The organism is Nocardia jinanensis, assembly GCF_014645735.1.
Taxonomy (GTDB): Bacteria; Actinomycetota; Actinomycetes; order Mycobacteriales; family Mycobacteriaceae; genus Nocardia; species Nocardia jinanensis.
This window is the reverse complement of sequence record NZ_BMMH01000045.1, coordinates 1-15,491: the sequence shown is the minus strand read 5'-3', so window position 1 is coordinate 15,491 and position 15,491 is coordinate 1. Positions and strand designations below refer to the sequence as shown.

At 64.4% G+C, this 15,491-nt stretch carries 26 protein-coding genes and 1 pseudogene; 13 read left to right on the top strand and 14 right to left on the bottom strand.

Annotated elements, in window-relative coordinates; all coding sequences use genetic code 11:
• A partial coding sequence (locus IEY68_RS35440; protein ID WP_229719235.1) for a cbb3-type cytochrome c oxidase subunit I occupies positions 1-996 on the bottom strand: 996 nt, incomplete at its 3' end.
• Between the two features lie 469 nt (positions 997-1,465).
• Positions 1,466-1,687, bottom strand: a complete 222-nt coding sequence (locus IEY68_RS35435; RefSeq protein ID WP_189094710.1) for a hypothetical protein — start codon at positions 1,685-1,687, stop codon at positions 1,466-1,468.
• Positions 1,688-2,030: 343 nt separating this feature from the next.
• Between IEY68_RS35435 and IEY68_RS35430 the strand changes: the two genes are divergently transcribed.
• The 9 genes from IEY68_RS35430 (at position 2,031) to IEY68_RS35390 (ending at position 6,248) form a co-directional block, all read left to right on the top strand.
• Complete coding sequence (locus IEY68_RS35430) at positions 2,031-2,597, top strand: RNA polymerase sigma factor (RefSeq protein ID WP_062997304.1); 567 nt, start codon at positions 2,031-2,033, stop codon at positions 2,595-2,597.
• Positions 2,588-3,193 carry a hypothetical protein gene (locus IEY68_RS35425; protein WP_062997306.1) on the top strand — a complete coding sequence of 202 codons (606 nt, stop codon included), beginning with the start codon at positions 2,588-2,590 and terminating at the stop codon, positions 3,191-3,193. Before IEY68_RS35430 ends, IEY68_RS35425 begins: the two co-directional genes overlap by 10 nt.
• Positions 3,190-3,561, top strand: coding sequence for an Asp23/Gls24 family envelope stress response protein (locus IEY68_RS35420; RefSeq protein ID WP_062997308.1), 372 nt, complete (start codon positions 3,190-3,192; stop codon positions 3,559-3,561). The genes IEY68_RS35425 and IEY68_RS35420 overlap by 4 nt, the downstream gene beginning before the upstream one ends.
• Positions 3,558-3,893, top strand: coding sequence for a hypothetical protein (locus tag IEY68_RS35415; RefSeq protein ID WP_062997310.1), 336 nt, complete (start codon positions 3,558-3,560; stop codon positions 3,891-3,893). The genes IEY68_RS35420 and IEY68_RS35415 overlap by 4 nt, the downstream gene beginning before the upstream one ends.
• An 87-nt stretch (positions 3,894-3,980) precedes the next feature.
• A complete protein-coding gene (locus IEY68_RS35410) occupies positions 3,981-4,478 on the top strand; it encodes an Asp23/Gls24 family envelope stress response protein (RefSeq protein WP_062997312.1) in 498 nt (165 codons plus the stop codon).
• A 33-nt stretch (positions 4,479-4,511) separates the two neighbouring features.
• Positions 4,512-4,703, top strand: coding sequence for a hypothetical protein (locus IEY68_RS35405; protein ID WP_062997314.1), 192 nt, complete (start codon positions 4,512-4,514; stop codon positions 4,701-4,703).
• Complete coding sequence (locus tag IEY68_RS35400) at positions 4,700-5,020, top strand: Asp23/Gls24 family envelope stress response protein (RefSeq protein WP_062997316.1); 321 nt, start codon at positions 4,700-4,702, stop codon at positions 5,018-5,020. Before IEY68_RS35405 ends, IEY68_RS35400 begins: the two co-directional genes overlap by 4 nt.
• On the top strand, positions 5,017-5,670 hold the full coding sequence (locus IEY68_RS35395) for a DUF6286 domain-containing protein (protein WP_063916240.1): 654 nt from the start codon (positions 5,017-5,019) through the stop codon (positions 5,668-5,670). The genes IEY68_RS35400 and IEY68_RS35395 overlap by 4 nt, the downstream gene beginning before the upstream one ends.
• Positions 5,671-5,672: 2 nt before the next feature.
• Positions 5,673-6,248 carry a hypothetical protein gene (locus tag IEY68_RS35390; RefSeq protein WP_062997318.1) on the top strand — a complete coding sequence of 192 codons (576 nt, stop codon included), beginning with the start codon at positions 5,673-5,675 and terminating at the stop codon, positions 6,246-6,248.
• 460 nt (positions 6,249-6,708) lie between these two features.
• Here the strand turns inward: IEY68_RS35390 and IEY68_RS35385 are convergent, their stop codons facing one another.
• Positions 6,709-6,924 carry a S1 domain-containing protein gene (locus tag IEY68_RS35385; protein ID WP_062997320.1) on the bottom strand — a complete coding sequence of 72 codons (216 nt, stop codon included), beginning with the start codon at positions 6,922-6,924 and terminating at the stop codon, positions 6,709-6,711.
• Positions 6,925-7,058: 134 nt separating this feature from the next.
• Here IEY68_RS35385 and IEY68_RS35380 point away from each other — a divergent pair, with 134 nt between their 5' ends.
• The 3 genes from IEY68_RS35380 to IEY68_RS35370 all read left to right on the top strand — a co-directional run bounded on the left by IEY68_RS35380 (position 7,059) and on the right by IEY68_RS35370 (position 8,208).
• Positions 7,059-7,469, top strand: coding sequence for a toxin C-terminal domain-containing protein (locus IEY68_RS35380; protein WP_062997322.1), 411 nt, complete (start codon positions 7,059-7,061; stop codon positions 7,467-7,469).
• A gap of 74 nt (positions 7,470-7,543) precedes the next feature.
• Positions 7,544-7,852, top strand: a complete 309-nt coding sequence (locus IEY68_RS35375) for a hypothetical protein (protein ID WP_229719234.1) — start codon at positions 7,544-7,546, stop codon at positions 7,850-7,852.
• 20 nt (positions 7,853-7,872) lie between these two features.
• Entirely contained in the window at positions 7,873-8,208 is a 336-nt protein-coding gene (locus IEY68_RS35370; protein WP_189094709.1) for a hypothetical protein, read from the top strand.
• 348 nt (positions 8,209-8,556) lie between these two features.
• Here IEY68_RS35370 and IEY68_RS35365 read toward each other — a convergent pair whose 3' ends face one another.
• A complete protein-coding gene (locus IEY68_RS35365; RefSeq protein ID WP_189094708.1) occupies positions 8,557-9,690 on the bottom strand; it encodes a class I SAM-dependent methyltransferase in 1,134 nt (377 codons plus the stop codon).
• 96 nt (positions 9,691-9,786) lie between these two features.
• The gene (locus IEY68_RS35360; RefSeq protein ID WP_062997331.1) at positions 9,787-10,182 is read right to left on the bottom strand and encodes a DUF2511 domain-containing protein; all 396 of its coding nucleotides are present in this window, start codon (positions 10,180-10,182) and stop codon (positions 9,787-9,789) included.
• A 151-nt stretch (positions 10,183-10,333) separates the two neighbouring features.
• Here IEY68_RS35360 and IEY68_RS35355 point away from each other — a divergent pair, with 151 nt between their 5' ends.
• Positions 10,334-10,924 carry a DDE-type integrase/transposase/recombinase gene (locus tag IEY68_RS35355; RefSeq protein WP_189094707.1) on the top strand — a complete coding sequence of 197 codons (591 nt, stop codon included), beginning with the start codon at positions 10,334-10,336 and terminating at the stop codon, positions 10,922-10,924.
• 26 nt (positions 10,925-10,950) lie between these two features.
• Here IEY68_RS35355 and IEY68_RS37300 read toward each other — a convergent pair.
• The 9 genes and pseudogenes from IEY68_RS37300 to IEY68_RS36680 form a co-directional block, all read right to left on the bottom strand.
• A pseudogene (locus tag IEY68_RS37300) lies at positions 10,951-11,058 on the bottom strand (pentapeptide repeat-containing protein); the annotation flags it as partial.
• A gap of 12 nt (positions 11,059-11,070) precedes the next feature.
• The gene (locus IEY68_RS35345; RefSeq protein WP_189094705.1) at positions 11,071-11,349 is read right to left on the bottom strand and encodes a pentapeptide repeat-containing protein; all 279 of its coding nucleotides are present in this window, start codon (positions 11,347-11,349) and stop codon (positions 11,071-11,073) included.
• A 267-nt stretch (positions 11,350-11,616) separates the two neighbouring features.
• Positions 11,617-12,015 carry a hypothetical protein gene (locus IEY68_RS35340; protein ID WP_062997335.1) on the bottom strand — a complete coding sequence of 133 codons (399 nt, stop codon included), beginning with the start codon at positions 12,013-12,015 and terminating at the stop codon, positions 11,617-11,619.
• Positions 12,012-12,791 carry a hypothetical protein gene (locus tag IEY68_RS35335; RefSeq protein WP_062997337.1) on the bottom strand — a complete coding sequence of 260 codons (780 nt, stop codon included), beginning with the start codon at positions 12,789-12,791 and terminating at the stop codon, positions 12,012-12,014. Before IEY68_RS35335 ends, IEY68_RS35340 begins: the two co-directional genes overlap by 4 nt.
• Positions 12,788-13,387 (bottom strand): hypothetical protein, encoded by a 600-nt coding sequence (locus IEY68_RS35330; protein ID WP_062997339.1) that lies wholly within the window; start codon positions 13,385-13,387, stop codon positions 12,788-12,790. Before IEY68_RS35330 ends, IEY68_RS35335 begins: the two co-directional genes overlap by 4 nt.
• A 3-nt stretch (positions 13,388-13,390) precedes the next feature.
• On the bottom strand, positions 13,391-13,678 hold the full coding sequence (locus IEY68_RS35325) for a WXG100 family type VII secretion target (RefSeq protein WP_062997341.1): 288 nt from the start codon (positions 13,676-13,678) through the stop codon (positions 13,391-13,393).
• Positions 13,675-14,007, bottom strand: a complete 333-nt coding sequence (locus IEY68_RS35320; protein ID WP_063916241.1) for a WXG100 family type VII secretion target — start codon at positions 14,005-14,007, stop codon at positions 13,675-13,677. Before IEY68_RS35320 ends, IEY68_RS35325 begins: the two co-directional genes overlap by 4 nt.
• A gap of 164 nt (positions 14,008-14,171) precedes the next feature.
• Positions 14,172-14,867 carry an exonuclease domain-containing protein gene (locus IEY68_RS35315; RefSeq protein WP_373293052.1) on the bottom strand — a complete coding sequence of 232 codons (696 nt, stop codon included), beginning with the start codon at positions 14,865-14,867 and terminating at the stop codon, positions 14,172-14,174.
• Entirely contained in the window at positions 14,831-15,061 is a 231-nt protein-coding gene (locus IEY68_RS36680; RefSeq protein ID WP_062997345.1) for a 3'-5' exonuclease family protein, read from the bottom strand. The genes IEY68_RS35315 and IEY68_RS36680 overlap by 37 nt, the downstream gene beginning before the upstream one ends.
• Positions 15,062-15,491 lie beyond the last annotated feature (430 nt).

The following is a 15,491-nucleotide window of genomic DNA, read 5'->3' as shown; positions in this document are numbered from 1 at the left end:
CAGGAAGGTCATCAGCGAGAAGAAGGGCAGCAGTACCGCGCCGGTGGCGTACATGTGGTGGGCCCATACCGCCATCGACAGGCCGCCGATGGCGATGGTCGCGAAGACGAGCGCGGTGTATCCGAAGATGGGTTTGCGGCTGAATACCGGGAAGATTTCGGTGACGATACCGAAGAACGGCAACGCGATGATGTAGACCTCGGGGTGTCCGAAGAACCAGAACAGATGCTGCCACAGCAGGACACCGCCGACGCCGGGGTCGTAGATGTGGCCGCCGAGGTGGCGGTCGTAGGCCAGCGCCATCAGCGCGGCGGTCAGGATCGGGAAGGCCAGCAGCACGAGGATGCTGGTGATGAAGATGTTCCAGGTGAAGATCGGCATCCGGAACATGGTCATCCCGGGTGCACGCAGGCAGATCACGGTGGTCATCATGTTGACCGCCCCGAGGATCGTGCCCAGACCGGAGACGGCCAGGCCCATGATCCATAGATCGGCGCCGACCCCGGGCGAGTGCAGGATATCGGTGAGCGGCGAATACGCGGTCCAGCCGAAATCGGCGGCACCGCCAGGGGTGACGAATCCGGCGGTCGCCATGGAGGCGCCGAACAGATACAACCAGTAGCTCAGGGCGTTGAGCCGGGGGAACGCCACATCCGGCGCACCGATCTGCAAGGGCAGGATCGCGTTGGCGAAACCGAACACCACGGGTGTGGCATAGAACAGCAGCATGATTGTGCCGTGCATGGTGAACAGCTGGTTGTACTGCTCGGGTGAGAGGAATTGCAGGCCCGGGCGGGCCAGTTCGCCACGGATCAGCAGCGCCATCAGTCCGCCGATCAGGAAGAACGCGGTCGCCGAGGCCAGGTACAGCACACCGAGCACCTTCGGGTCTGTCGTGGTGACCATTTTCCGCAGGTAGGAGCCCTTGGGTCCGACCCGTGCCGGAAACGGGCGGGTGGCGGTCAGTTCTGTGCGCCGAGACGGTGTCACTGCCACAAGCTCTCCTCTGGTCGGTCCCCGAGATTCGAAACCACTTGTGCTGCGCCCGTACCCCCGGCGCGTTCCGCCAAACCTTGCCTCAGCTTCCGGAGATATCGGGGCAACGACACAGGTCAGCGCTCAGAAATTCTCCTGGAGCCGACGGCCACTATATGGGCGGACCGGACGCGTCGGAGTCAACCGGCGGGGCCGTTAGGTTTGCCGCGCAGTGAACAAGTATGGCGGCGGAATGAACCTGCATCGAGTTCTGCGAGGAGTCGAGGAGGCCGGTGTGGTCGATCGGCCGGCTGCGGTGCTGTCGGCCGTGGCGGATCGTGTCGTGGGGCGGGGCCGTACCGGGCAGTGGTTGCGTGGTTCGTGGCTGGGTCATCCGGTGCACCCGCATCGATGGTGCGGTGTGGTTGCGCGGATCGGTCCTCGTCGGTGCCGGGCTACTGCTGGCGGCCGTGAACCGTCCGCGCGTGGCTCAGCTGGGTGACCGCAGTATTCGCAGTGTGAGAACCAGCCCGAGCGCGATGACGGTGGTGGCGAGCACGGCAGCAGCGATGGATCCGGTTAGGACGGCGGTGCCTGCGGCGACGACGAGGCAGGCGATGACGGCGAGCACAGCGGTGCCCCACTCCATCCCCGCGACCCGGATGGGTCGCGGGCGAGCAGTTCGATCCCGAGAGGTGATACGGCGAGCCATGTCCGAAACCTTCCGTGTTCGTTCGCACTCTTTTCGGTGCTTGGTGATAACGACCCGGTCGCACAGGAAACGGCACGCCCGAATCATGTGAGTGCCGCCACACCCGGGGCGGGCCGCAGTCTCCGGAGACGGTGAATGCGGCGCATCAGCACTGGTGAGGGCGGGTTTCATTTCTGCAACGGTCGTTACGCACCGACTCGTGCGGGTACTGACGCGGCCGGGCAGGTCTGTCCCGCGCGACCATCGTGATTGTGACCGCGATCACGTGATAATCGTGCGTGACGATCGCCGGGCTGCGGTGTCCTTCGTACGTGCGGATGTTCTGGGTGGAGGAGGTGGTGGTGTGACCGCGCTGGAGTCCGCGCCGATCGCAAGCCTGGACGACGCGACCCTGGTCGGGCGCGCCCGAGACGGCGACGTGCAAGCCTACGAGCAGCTGGTGGTGCGCTACCAGGGCCCGATGTTCCGGCTGGCCGTGAAGATGCTGGCCGATCGAGGCGAGGCCGAGGATGTTGTCCAGGAGGCATTCCTCCGCGCCTGGCGCGGGTTACCCCAACTCAACGACGACGCGGCATTCGTAGGCTGGCTGTATCGGATGACGACCAACCGCTGTCTCAATGTCCTGCGAGCCCGCCGCCCACACGTCGAGGTGGATCTCGATACCGCGGAGTCACCCCGCACTGATACCCGGCCCGAGCACGCGGTGCTGATCAGCACCCAGCTCGAAGCGCTCAACAACGCATTACAGACTCTGACCGCCGAACAACGCGCCTGCTGGCTGTTACGTGAGGTGCACGGATTGTCCTATGACCAGATCGGCGACATCGTCGGCGCGAACATTACCGCGGTCCGCGGTCGTATCGCGCGGGCACGAGCCCAATTGTCCGAGGTGATGAAGCCATGGCGGTGAACAACACGACCGAACAGGACTACCGGCTCCCGTGCGGTCGAGAACTGGAACAGGTGTGGGAACGCCTCGACGCGGTCGAGGCCGGAGATGCCGACGCCCACGAGGCGACGTGCCCCTACTGCCGGGTCGCGCGCGAAAGCCTTCTCGCTCTGCGAGCCGCGACCCAGGAGCTGATCGCCGAACCCGAACCGACCCCGCCCGATCTCACCGGACGCATCATGTCCGCAGTCCGCTCCGAGATACGGCGCGGGCGCACCCTGGACCTGCCGACACCTCATGCGGGCACGCTGGAGATCAGCGAACAGGCCGTCGCAGCGGTCCTGCGATACGCGGCGGATTCGGTGCCCGGCGTGCGGGCCCGGCGGTGCCGGATCCAGGAAGCGGAGGCCGGGTCCGGGCAACAGCGGCTGGTCGATGTGGAGATGAGCATCGCCATCCGTGCCGGCGGACCGCCCGTCGACGAGTTGCTGCCGTTGGTACGGGCCCGTATCGACGCCGCACTTCCCGACAGCATCGGCGTAGGACTGCGCCGACTCGACGTGCACGTCACCGACCTCTATTCCGGTAACGACGGCAGCGCGGGAGGCGACCGATGACCACCGGTCGCGCCGAAATAGTCGTTGCAGCGCCGGTGATCGCCGCAGTGGCCGCCCATGCCGCAGCGAACACGCCCGGTGTCGTCCGGCTGGAACCCGGTGTCCGCGGGTTGCTGAACACGTTCGTCCGCGCCGGCCGGCAGCGGTGGACCGATACGGACCCGGCACCGGCAGACGGCGTGCGGATCCAGCACACGCAGGCCGGGCTGGTGGTGTCGGCCGACATCACGATCGCCGCCGGAGGCCAGGCCGCCGCGATCGGACACGCCGTCCAACAGCAGATCACCCGAGCTGTACTGGACCACACCGGCCAAAAGGTGGACCGGGTGTGCGTGTGCATCATCGATATCGCCGGGCAGCAGCCATGACCGTCGACGGCGAGATCAGCGACAAGATCATCGACGCTGTGGCGGCGGTTCCCGGGCTGCGCCCTGCAGCGCCGATCGCCCGCGAGCATGCCGGGTGGTGGCCCTTCGACCCACGCAGATACGCGGTCGGTGTGACCGCGACAGTGGTGGAGGTTCGAGTGGTCGCCACCGCACTGCCGCTGGCGCCGCTGCTGGACAATTTGGTCGCCACCCTCGGTCCGCTGTTGTCGGGCACCCGGTGGGAATCGGCCGAATTACGCCTGATGGTCACTGAACTCGACGCATCCGCACTCACCACAGGAGGCGACCCAGATCACGATACCGGGACATGAGATTCCCGCCCGATCGGTGTCGAACACACACAGGGAGAACCGGATCCGTTGCGTCGTAGCGGATTCGCAAACACGACAGGAGAGACCATGACCACTCCGACCAGCGAGAAGAACGCCACCGACAACGTCACCTCAACGCCCGGGACCACGAAGACACCCGAGACACGCGAATCCACCAGAAAGAACGTGCTGGTCACCGAACAGGGCAGCACCACCATCGCCGATATCGTGGTGCAGAAGGTCGCCGGCCTGGCTGCCCGCGAGGTCAGCGGTGTGCATGAACTCGGCGGTAACGCCGCACGTGCGTTCGGCGCGCTGCGCGACCGGATTCCCGGCGCGTCCGCCAGCGTCGGACAGGGCGTTTCGGTAGAAGTAGGCGAAACGCAGGCTGCGGTGGACCTGCAGATCGTCGTCGAATACGGCGTTGCCATCGCCGACGTGGCGCGCGTGGTGCGCCGCAACGTGATCTCGGCAATCGAGCAGATGACCGCACTCGAGGTCGTCGAGGTCAATATCCATGTCAACGACGTCTATATCCCCGGTGACGACGATGAGGCCGAAGCTCCCACCGGCCGAGTCCAGTAACCGGGGCACGGCAGCAGCGGAGAGGAGTCGACTGTGAACGCCACTTCGATTTGCCTTGCTATCGGTCTCGCTCTCGGATTCGCCGCAGCTTTCGGCGGATTCGGGGCTTTCGCGATCGTGCTGGTATTCGCCGCCGCCGGTCTGCTGGTGGGCCGATGGCTCGACGGCGGGATCGACCTCGACGGCTTGGGGCGCAATATCGGGCGGGCCAGGGACCGGCGGTGACCGCTGTCGCCGCCGAGCTTCCCGGCGAAACCACCATCAGCGAACGCGCGGTCGGGCGCCTCGCGGCCGCAGCCGCCCGCGAGGTCGCGAGCGTCGGCGGGCGCCCCCAGGTGGATGCGACGGTATCCGGCGATCGCATCGCACTCGAGGTCCGGTTGCCCGTGCGCTACCCCGAGCCGGTCGGGCAAATCACCGAAGCCTGTCGAGAACACCTGATCCGACGCACCGAGGAACTGACCGGGCTCGGGGTCTCCCACGTCGATATCGTGGTCAGCGAGATGACCAGATCGGCCCCGGCTACCGGGAGGGTGCGGTGATCCGCCGGCCGCGGCGGACCGTTCCCGCGATACTGAGCGCGGGGATCCTGCTGGCGGCCTGCATCGCGGTGATCGTCGCGCTGATCCAGCGGCTCACCGGCACCCACGAATATCTCTCCTACGACAGCGTCGCCCGGTACCTGCACGGCCTCACGTGGGACGACCCAGTGGTCGCCGCCGTGGCGGTGGCCGCCATCGCCATCGGAGCGCTGATGCTACTGGCCGCGGTGCTACCGGGGCGGGCAAGGGTACTGCCGCTCAACGCTGATACCGCCGACGGCATCGAGGCCGGAGTCGATCGCCGGGACCTGCGGGCAATGCTGCGGGTCGCCGCGAACTCGGTCTCGGGGGTTCACTCGGCGCGAGTGAAGATCCGCCGGACCACAGTGACCGTCACCGCGCGCACCGACCTGCACAACCGCGAAGGTATGGCCGAGGAGATCTGCGACGTCGTCGGCACCCGGGTCCAACAGATAGGACGCCCTGTGAAGAAGGTAGGCGTCAGGTTGCGCGGTCCCCAACGCACCGTCCGGGACCGCCGCAAGAATCGACAGTCCCACGAGATGCTGCGCCGCTCGCCCACCCACGCCGATCCCCGGGCACGAGTACCTATCGCGGCAGAGACACCGTCACCGCGAACAGGAGCATGATGATGGCTCGGTCCAACCACCCCGCGGTCGCAAACCGGACCGTGCTCGCCCTGCTCGGCGCCGCGCTCGCCACCGGTGGCGGCCTCGCGCTGGCCGCCCACTTCGACCGGTTGAACTGGGTGGACACAAACGCCCGGCTGGTACCGGGGACAGCCGCCCCACCGACCTGGGTATTCGTGGCGCTTATCACCGCCGCGACCGCGCTCGCACTCCTGTGCCTGCGCTGGCTGTACGCCCAGATTTTCCGGATGCCCACCGCCCGGATATGGCGCATCGAAGCCGACGATGCAGCCGGACACACCACGCTGGCCTCTCGAACCGCCGCGCTCCCGGTCGCCGCCGACATCGAAGAATTTCCCGGTGTCAGATCGGCTTCCGCCTGGCTGACCGGACACCGAGACACCCCTGAACTGCACATGATCGTGACCGCCGAACCCGATGCCGACGTCTCCGCTCTGCGTCGCCGCATCGCAACCGAGGCCGTAACCGCTCTTCGGCACGCCCTCGAAATCGACGAGATCACCGCCGAACTCGAACTGCGCTTCGCCGACGCCGACCGACCCGCACGACTGCACTGAAATTCCTCGAGAGGCTTCTCTGAACGACCTGCAATTCAGTCTGTAATGCCACCACCGCATGCTGCCGTCGAAGAACAGAATTCTGTAGTCGCCGCAGCCTCGGTTTCATCTGTGCGGAATTCGAGCGGCCGGCAGGTCCGAGTTGGTGATCTCCACGGCCGCCGTGAAAGTACGGATAGCGCTGGACATGGCAACTTCAGAATCTTGGTCCGGAGAATGCGAGGTCAGCGGGCTTGTGCGCGATCAGGAGGAGTGCATGGTGAACTCGACGGTGAATTGAACGTTGCCCGGGGCGGTGGTGTGCCCGTTCGTGGCCGTGAAGTCGCGTATGAACCATGGTCTCCGTCGTAGCGGTAGCGGGTGTCGTTGGGGTGGAAGTTGTAGACCCCGGGCTGCGCTACGGCGGTCGCGGGCCATCCCAGAAGGGCCACGGCACTCGCCGTGACCAGAGAAGCGACGGTCAGGGCTCGTGGCGCTGCACCGATACGGCGCGGCTGGTGTACTCCTCTTGGGGTACGTTCTCGATCTCGGCGTCGACCGTGTCGCCCTCCTGCAGGGCCAGCGCATCGTTCTGAGCCACGCTGGACATGTGAAACCACGCCAGTGAGCCATCGGCGCGGGTCAACACCCCAGTACCGTTGCGGATGTTCCAGCGGTACACGGTGGCCTGTTCCATGAGCCGAACCCTCTCTCACTGGCTCCCTCGGGCTGGCGCAACCAGCACGCCAGACCGATCCGAGACTTCGCTGTCGGATCGAAGATCCGGCGGCCGGATTACCTCACCAACGTTGCCTGACGCGGCACTAGAACATGAACTTCATCCATAGGTTGTTCGCGGCGGGCGCGCTGATTTTCGCCGTGCTGCCGTTGGCCGGAGTCGCCGGCGCCCAGGTCCCGATGGCGACCCCGGCTGCACCGCCGGCGACTGTCGGGATCGTATTCGGTCCCGTCGAGCCGCACTTCGAAACTGTTGGGGGAAAGCGATTCTCCGACGGAGAGGATCGTGCTGCCGCACAGGCCCTGGGTTTCAGCGAGGCATTCGTGGGCCGTAGCCACGGATGTATCATCTTCAAGCACAAGAAGAAAGACCTCTACATCACACAGGATGTGGACGGGCACAACGGCGGTCGGTGGAAGATGGCCGATGCGGCCGCCAAGCTCGGGAAGAAGGAAACCAGAATGGGTACCTACGACGAGCACCTCAACCGGGTCGGGGACTAGCGTTGGACGATGCGGGCAGCGGTACGTCGAATGCGGACCCGGTTGTGCAGTGGCAGATCCGCTTCGATCCCGGGTTGAGTGAAGAGCAGGTGGCGCAGATCGCCGAATTCGCTCTCGCGGAAAGGATCGTGGGCTCGGAGGGTGCGGCTGCGGTACGGGTCGGACAGGATCCTCGCTACTGGTTCTCCGGTGTCCTGGACCGTGCCTCCGCTGCCCGTCATCGTGACGTCGTCCGGAAGGCGCTGGACGGTCGTCCTCTGGACGAACAGGATTCGGACCTGGTTCGCGGCTGCATCGAACGATTCGACGAGTGGCTGGTGGGCGTCGCGTACGCGCGCAGCGAAATCTATGACGGCGATAGCGATTTCTTCGACTTCGATTGACAGGTGAGGAGCAGTGGGAATTGAGTTACCCCGTGTCGAATGGGTGGCAGTTGACATTCCCGGACGGTTTGAGTGAATCGCAGGTCGTGCGTATCGCTGAATTCGCGGTGCGTGAAGGTATCGCGGCTTCCGCGGAAGGCGTGAATACTCGGCGCGATGTCCTCTATTCCTATGACCGAGCCACCGTCGAACTGTACCGCCACGTGTTGCAGAAGGTGATCGACGGTAGAGAGTTGACATCTGCCAATCGCATGACGTTGACAGATCACGTGGACGAACTTGAGCGCTGGCTACAGCCTTCCGACGGCAGCCCGAGCGTATCGGGCGATCCGGACAAAGCGCCGGACACAGACTGACGGCGGTGGCCTCCCCATTCGGGTGGAGTCGGCGGCCGCTGCGCTACATCGCTCGGGATCACCGTCCTGATAGCGAACGAAAGGATCATCGGTGGTTCTGCCGATGCGTAAGGGGATGAGCCACGGGGAATTCTCCGGAACGGCAGAGGAAAAGACGTGGCCTCCGGCGACCCGGGTAATGTTCCGCTTCTGCTCCGTATATCACTGGAGGGGCAGGGGGTAACCATCACGCTGCGGAAGGCCGACACGTCGGATCTGCCCCTGAAAGGACGCGGATTCCACTGGGTTCAAGACTATCCGTACAATCCGGACAGTCGCTGACCGTCGGCGGCCGGGCCGGCGGTTCGCTCAGGCGTTCCGTACCCACTGCGGTGCGCCGGCACCGCGGTTGGCGCCCTTCTCGATAAAGACCATGTTGTGGTAGAAGTGCAGCCCTTTGATCTGTGCGTCGGTATCGCGGTCGGTTCTGTTGTCGGCCTCGGCGTAGTTCAAGCCGTCGATCAGCGTTTTGACGAAGTCGATCGCCGTCGGGGACTTCGTATGATCACCGGAGTGCTCGGCGAAGCTGGGCCAATAGGATGTCTGCAGATCTTCGATCACATACCAGCCGCCGTCGCGGAGGGCGGGGAACAACGCCCGGAACGACGTGATGATGTGGGAGCCCAGGTGGCTCCCATCATCGATGATGATATCCAGCAGGCCCGTGGTCCGCACGATTTCGGCGAGGTCGGCAGGTACGGACTGGTCGCCGCGCAGCACGGTCATCCGCTGTCCGGACAGCGCTGTCTTGTCGACGATATCCACGCCGAACACTGTGGCCCGGCAGAAGTAGTCCCGCCACATGCGCAACGATTCGCCGCCGCGCCGGGGATCGGAGTAGCCGCCGACTCCGATCTCGAGCACAGTGAGCGGTCGGTCACGGATCGCTTCGAAATGGCTTTCGTAGTGCTGCGTGTACTGGTGCAGGCCCCATTTGTCCGAGCCGTGCGCGACGCACAGTTCACCCAGTCCGAGGGCGTACGGGCGATCGATCGAATCCAGGATCCTGCGGACCGTTTCGAATATCGGCAACGAGACGCCGAAGACGGCGTCGGTATCGCGCCACTTGATCGAACGAGTCGCGGCGGCGGCGGTGCCGCGCGGTCCGAACAGGCTCGCGACCACCTCCGACAGCGACTGCTCGACAGTGACATCGGGATCTGCGGCGGTCGGGTCGGCGAGGCGGGTCGCCTCGAATTCCCCGGTGGCGCCAGCCCGGGCCAGGACACCGAATATTTTCCCGCGATGCTCGAACAGCAGCGAGGTATCGGCCGGCACGCAACCGCGCAGCTCGGTCCGGTGGCCCAGTTCCGCGATCACTATATCGGTGACCTGTACAGGGCCGATTTCATCGACGATATCCGCAAGCTGGCTCCGGCCCGCGCCGGCTCCGGCGATCATCCGGTCGAGAGCAGCGCGGGGTGTGCTTCCCAATTGTGTCATGGGGTGACGCTCGCACTCGGTGAGCGGCACCGTCAACCCTGGTGGCAGCGCCTTGGCAGGGGGTCCCGAACCGGACGCCGGGCGCCCCAGCGAGGACTACGCGGTGAACACGCACAGGCCGAGCGCTCCGCTGCGCATGGCCCCGAGACTGATTGCGTCGCCGTCGGCGCCGGTGGCGCGCAAGGGTTCGATACCGGGAATCCCGGCCTGCTCCGCCTTGTCGTTGAGCGCGTACGAACCGCCGTCCGGTGCGACGAACACGACTTGATCACCGGGACGGCATTCGAGTGTGCCGCGCTCTACCGTGAGCGGCCACAGGTAGCCCAGATTCTCGCCGGACACCTGCTGGGTGTTCGATGTTGGTTCGGGCAACGGCACCGGGCTCCGATGCCCGGGCTCCGCCGGGCCCGAGCCCGCGCCACACGCTGTCAGCAACACGACGCCGGTGCAAACGAGGCCGATCGGCAGCGCGGTCGAAGCTCTCGCGATCATCGTTCCTCCAAGAGGTCGGCTTTCCTGATAGAGGAGTGGCGCACTGTGCCCATCCGGTTCACCGGTGGCAGCCGTCGGCGGGAAATGGCAGTCCCAAGGGGACCGGTGTCGGGAAGAATCATCTCGTCGGCGATGTACGAGGAGGGGACAGGTGCGCAACGGGCTTCGATCGAGGATCGACGTGGTGTGTCCCACGTTCAACCGGTCATCGGGTATTCGAGCGACGATCAACAGTGTTTTGGCGCAGTGGTGTACGGACATCACGGAGCATCCTGCGAGAGACGGAAAGGTGTACTGCTGCGCGATTCTCGACTGTTTCAGCAAGAAGATCGTCGGGAGGTCTTTTTCGACCGTTGCCGACACTGCGCTGGTCGACAATGTCGTAAATATGGCCATGGCCGAGCGTTCGGGAAATTCGGGGTTGATCCTGCACGCGGATCATGGCAGTCAGTTCACGTCATGGTCGTTCGGGGAGAATCTTCGGAGACATAATCTTCTGCCTTCGTTCGGGACAGTCGAGGATTGTTTCGATAACGCCGCTATCGAATCATTCTGGGGTTTGCAAACCGAGTTGCTCAACACCAAGAGGTGGGCAACGACCCTTGAGTTGACCATCGCGATGGCCAATTGGATCGACAATTTATACAACTCCGGACGCCGCCGCTCCTATCTGGGCTACACCAGCCCCGACGAGTATGAAATGCTGTGTCTCGATATCCAACCAACCCCTCAACTCTCGTAAGACTGGTCCGACGAGAGGGGGTCAGATCAGAATGTGCAACCACTGAAGTTCGCTCCGCGAAGATCCGCCCCCGAGAATGTGGATCGCTGCAAACGGGCCCCGTGGAAATCCGCACCCTCTAATTCCGACACCGAGAGGTCGGCGCGCTACAGATCCGCACCGTGGAAGACAGCATGCTGGGCGTGACAGCCGCGTCCTTGCACTTTGCGGAGGTCGGCGCCACTCAGGTCTGCGCGGCGAATGTCGGCTGCCGTCAGCCATGCCGTATACAGATCCGTTCCGATCAGCTTCACATCGGTCAAGATCGCTTCGCTCAGTTCCGCGCCGAGCAGGTCCAGGCCGGATAGATCGGAGTTGGTGAAATCGAGCCCGGATCCGCTGAGCAGCATCGAAGGGCAGCTCTCTATCGTCGCATCGGCGGGCAAAGCTGAAAGGTAAGCAGTCAGGGTCCGGCGAGCTATGGGGTTCGTAGGCCAGATACGAACCTCTGCAACGGTACGGCCATACGTGGTCGCCAGTTGTTACCCGAGCTCCTTTCCTTGCCATTCGGAATGGCTCTCCACCACCTGCCTGCTTATGGGTGCTCATTGGGCGCCATTTCGGAGGACTCACAGTTCGGGCTGGGTATCGCTCCACTCTCCGTCGCGTATTGGGCAGGTGGGCGTGTCTTCGTCCGCGTCGGATCTCATACCTCAGCGGGCGTTCGTGTTGTCCGGGGTAAGCGGCCGTAGACGTGGAGGCTCGTTACTCCAGATTCGCACTGACCCCCAGTCGCCTTCCACGCGATAGCCGTCATCGAGGGTGAGGAGGGAATCTATATTCCCATAGTCCTCCTCGCCGGAGGCATCCTTGTACTTCCGGAAGTTCCTCTTGTCCCAAGTCGACTTGCTAACCCCCTCGAAGGTCAGGGTGCTGTCAACGTAACAGTATTGTTCGCCGGGCTTCGGCGGAGAGTATCTCGGATTATCCGGCGTCAAGACCGCCTCGATTGTGAACCGAAGAAAGTCCGGTCCCTCCACGATATCCATTACATAGCTGTCTTCCAAGTACACGCCTTTCAGCGACTCGTAATCCTCATAATCTGCTGTCATGGGATATCCATTTCGATCGGCGTATGGTTGCCAGGGCTCTTCCTGGTTACAGGATTACCGTCCGGATCGATTCGAACCCCGTCGGGGTTCCGCATTTCCACATGAGGGTCACTGCTTCCCGGAGCTCTGTCAGAACCCTTCTTAATAGTTATTCGAACCACTCCGTCCTCGTCCGTGTATTTGATCGGCCCGTTCTCTGTCTTCGACCTGGTCCATCCTTGTTCCTGTGCATACTTTTCGAGTTCGCTTGCCTTAGGAGTGCGGCCGTCTTTGAAGATATCGGACCATGTTTTCGCCTGGTCACTCGCTTTGCCCGAGTCGTCTCCCGATGGCCCGGTTTCGCCGTCGTCAGCGGTGGTGTGGACGGTCATTGCTGCGATGGCTGTGAGGGCGGCGTTGATGCCGTTGGTGGTGAGGTCGGGGATGGCGGTGAAGGCGCCGGAGGCGGTTCCGGCGACGACTACGGCGCCGAATATGGCCAGTAGTCGGCTGATCGAGACGGCGTTTTTGATGATGCCGGCGGTGGTGGCGACGATCTCGGCGGTGACCACGGCCCCGCCACCCGCGGCTGCGGGGGCGGCGAGCCCGGCGCTTGCGACCGCGGCGATCGCGACGATCGCGACGGTGATCCCGATAGCGGCGACGATCTCCTTGCCGGCGTCGGCGACTGCGGCCTGGATTTCGGTGCGCATTTCTTGGAGTGCGTCGCGGTGTTCGCCTACGGGTGTGACCAGGGCTTTGGATGCTCGAGCCAGCATGTCGGCGGCCTGGGTCAAGGTGTTGAGCTTGGTTTCGATTTCCTTGATATTCGGGTCGGTGTTACCGGTGAAGGCGGTGTTGCGCCCCTGATCCGGTCCGCGGCGCCCGTGATGGTGGCGTGGTCGGCGAAGGTCTGCCAGGCATCTTTGGCCTTGCCGAGTTTGGTGACGTCCCCGTTGGGGATCCGGCCGACCTGTTCGAGAAGGCCGGCGACGGCGCCGGCGTCGAGGCCGGCGCCGTTGTTGCCTTTGGCGGAGGCGGGGAGCGCCATCCCGGAGTCGTAGAGCGGCTCGGAGGCGGTCGGTCGGTCGGGTTCGGGGCCGCTGGCTTTGGCGCGGTTGGCGTGCCACCAGTTGTAGCCGTTGGCGGCCAGCACATCACCGAAGCGTTGCAACGCGTTGGCCAGGGTCGCGGCGAGGGTGACCATATCGGCGGTGTGCTTGTCGTAGCCTGTTGTCCAGGGCTCGGATTTCTCGTGGTCGCCGGCCATGCCGCCGCATTCGTGGGTCAGCGTGTGCAGCAACGGTCCCAGCGCGAGGCAGATGTCCCCGGCCAGCAGGTGACATTTCTCGGCCGCGGCGTAGTACATGCCCGAGTCGATCACCCAGGTCATGGGCTACCCGCCCTCGAGCATCTTTTTGTTGACTTGGGCCGCGGTGGTGTAGCGGGTGTGTGCGGCGTCGCTGATATCGGCCAGGCCGGTGGCGAATTCGCGTGCGCCGGTCGACCAGAGGCGGTGGGCGTCGCGGTAGGCGTTGGCGGCAAGGGTCTCCCAGGCCCCATCAAGGGTGGCGACCTTGTCGTCGATGAGGTCGAGTTGTTCGGTGAGGTAGCCGGCGAGGTTCGACAGGCGGGAGACGAGGTTGTCGAGTCGTTCGATATCGACGGCGAATTCGGAGTTCATAGGTTCAGGCTCGGGAACTGCTGGGAGTTGGCATCGTCGGTGGCCTGGTAACTGCCAGCCTGCACACCGAGTTCGGCGGCCATGCCGTCGAGTGCCTGCAGGATCTTGACCCCGCCGTCACGCAGTTCGGTCCAGCCACCGCTGAACTCGTTCGCGGCGTCGCCACGCCACCCGTCGGCGAGCAGCGCATCGACGTCTGTGCTCGCCGAATCCAGCCCCGAACGGAGATTCCGGGCGATATCGGCAACGAACTGTCCCACCGCCCGAACCTCTTCCGGCACAACAGTGACATCACCGGCAGGGTTCGGATTCCCCCCTGGATCGACCATGGCTGCGAGGCTATCTGGGAGCGCCTGACCCAGCTACTCGCTCGCGCGGACATCGATCCGGCCCGCAGCTTCGGCTACCCGAGACGAGCGGTAGCTCGGGTTCGCCCGCTCGGACCGCTCACATTCCGTAGAGTTGCAATCCTCTCGAGGCCGACTGCTCAACTTCACCGCTTGCGATGAGGTGATCGAGATCTGCTTGTAGGCGATCGTTCTGCTTCACGCATACCCTGCTCCGCTGCGATGATCGCTTGCTCGTTTCTTCGAGAATCTTCGGGAGACCAATTTCCCGCGCGGCTACCACGGTGAATTCCCCTCGATGAGCTCGGCCGAGGCAGCCCCCGGCCGGACGGGCAAGTGATGAGGATCCCTACGTGGGCCTCAACTCGAGCGCTTATCGGCACTGCGCTGCAATGCATGCAATGCGTTTCAGCCCGCAGCGAGGTTGCGCGTGGAACTACCGGCAGGCCGCTATCCCGGCGGGGGGAGAGCCTGCCGAGCCGGGTTCCGGTCGCTTTCGCGAGCGCTTCCAGGTTGTGGGCACCGACTCGGCCGGCGATGGCGAGGGCGATATCGGCTGCCGCCGCGGCATCGGCTCCGGCCTGGTGATGGGTGATCAGGCGGACGCCGAGGGTGCTGGTCACATCCGGCAGCCGGTGCCGGGCAAGATGCGGCAAATGTTGTTGGGCCCAGCGGCGTGTGCAACCGTAGGTCCAGGTCGGCACGGGTATCCCGCTGTGGTCGCAGGCTTGGCTCACCGCGTTAATATCGAAAGCTGCGTTGTGCGCGACGACAGGGAGCCCATCGATCACCGTGAGCGCCGCGCTCAACTGCTGGGCGAAGCTCGGCTGCCCGGCCACCATGGCGGCGGTGATGCCGTGGATTCCGGTATTGCGGGGTTGAAGCTGTGCACCGGCTCGGGTGGGCGGCAGAGCCATGAATGGGTGTCCACCCGGACACCGTTGCGCACGATGGCGATACCGATCGCGCAGATGCTGCTGTACTTGGGGTTGGCGGTTTCGACGTCGAAGGCGGCGAAGTTCAGTGTGCTGGTCACCGGACTGCCTTCAGTGGAAGGGACAGGGAAGTTCCCCGCTGGACGGGATGGGGTTTCGGGAGAGGCGGAGCTTCTCGAACCGTTGTTTTCGGCGATTACTACCGGAACCCCCGATCAGAGACCGCCTGGTCCCACAACGGACGGAGATCGGCAGGGTCAGCGGACACGATGGCCAGAAGATTCGGTATCGGTGCGGAGGCGGCCGGGTTCGGTGTCCAGGTCGATTCCATGACCTCGACGCCCAGGGGTGCCACCATGGGGAGAACACACCCGGTTCGGAGGCGGTCATGACACAGACAGGTAGCGCGGCGTCCACGCGGTCCCATCATGAGGTCGATATCTCCAGTTACGGGTTCTGGGAGAAGGACTTCGACGGTCGGGAGGCGGCGTTCGCCCGGTTGCGCGCGGCCGAGGGCCTCACCTGGCATGC

Bases quoted from the DNA above. Each gene is read 5' to 3' on its own strand.
- IEY68_RS35330 (WP_062997339.1), bottom strand. From the start codon at position 13,387: ATGACCTGGGTGATCGACTCGGGCATGTACTACGCCGCGGCCGAGAAA.
- IEY68_RS35415 (WP_062997310.1), top strand. From the start codon at position 3,558: ATGACCGTCGACGGCGAGATCAGCGACAAGATCATCGACGCTGTGGCG.
- IEY68_RS35360 (WP_062997331.1), bottom strand. From the start codon at position 10,182: ATGATCGCGAGAGCTTCGACCGCGCTGCCGATCGGCCTCGTTTGCACC.
- IEY68_RS35435 (WP_189094710.1), bottom strand. From the start codon at position 1,687: ATGGCTCGCCGTATCACCTCTCGGGATCGAACTGCTCGCCCGCGACCC.
- IEY68_RS35385 (WP_062997320.1), bottom strand. From the start codon at position 6,924: ATGGAACAGGCCACCGTGTACCGCTGGAACATCCGCAACGGTACTGGG.
- IEY68_RS35340 (WP_062997335.1), bottom strand. From the start codon at position 12,015: ATGACAGCAGATTATGAGGATTACGAGTCGCTGAAAGGCGTGTACTTG.
- IEY68_RS35325 (WP_062997341.1), bottom strand. From the start codon at position 13,678: ATGAACTCCGAATTCGCCGTCGATATCGAACGACTCGACAACCTCGTC.
- IEY68_RS35410 (WP_062997312.1), top strand. From the start codon at position 3,981: ATGACCACTCCGACCAGCGAGAAGAACGCCACCGACAACGTCACCTCA.
- IEY68_RS35420 (WP_062997308.1), top strand. From the start codon at position 3,190: ATGACCACCGGTCGCGCCGAAATAGTCGTTGCAGCGCCGGTGATCGCC.
- IEY68_RS35425 (WP_062997306.1), top strand. From the start codon at position 2,588: ATGGCGGTGAACAACACGACCGAACAGGACTACCGGCTCCCGTGCGGT.
- IEY68_RS35390 (WP_062997318.1), top strand. From the start codon at position 5,673: ATGGCTCGGTCCAACCACCCCGCGGTCGCAAACCGGACCGTGCTCGCC.
- IEY68_RS35380 (WP_062997322.1), top strand. From the start codon at position 7,059: ATGAACTTCATCCATAGGTTGTTCGCGGCGGGCGCGCTGATTTTCGCC.
- IEY68_RS35320 (WP_063916241.1), bottom strand. From the start codon at position 14,007: ATGGTCGATCCAGGGGGGAATCCGAACCCTGCCGGTGATGTCACTGTT.
- IEY68_RS35365 (WP_189094708.1), bottom strand. From the start codon at position 9,690: ATGACACAATTGGGAAGCACACCCCGCGCTGCTCTCGACCGGATGATC.
- IEY68_RS35315 (WP_373293052.1), bottom strand. From the start codon at position 14,867: ATGGTGGCCGGGCAGCCGAGCTTCGCCCAGCAGTTGAGCGCGGCGCTC.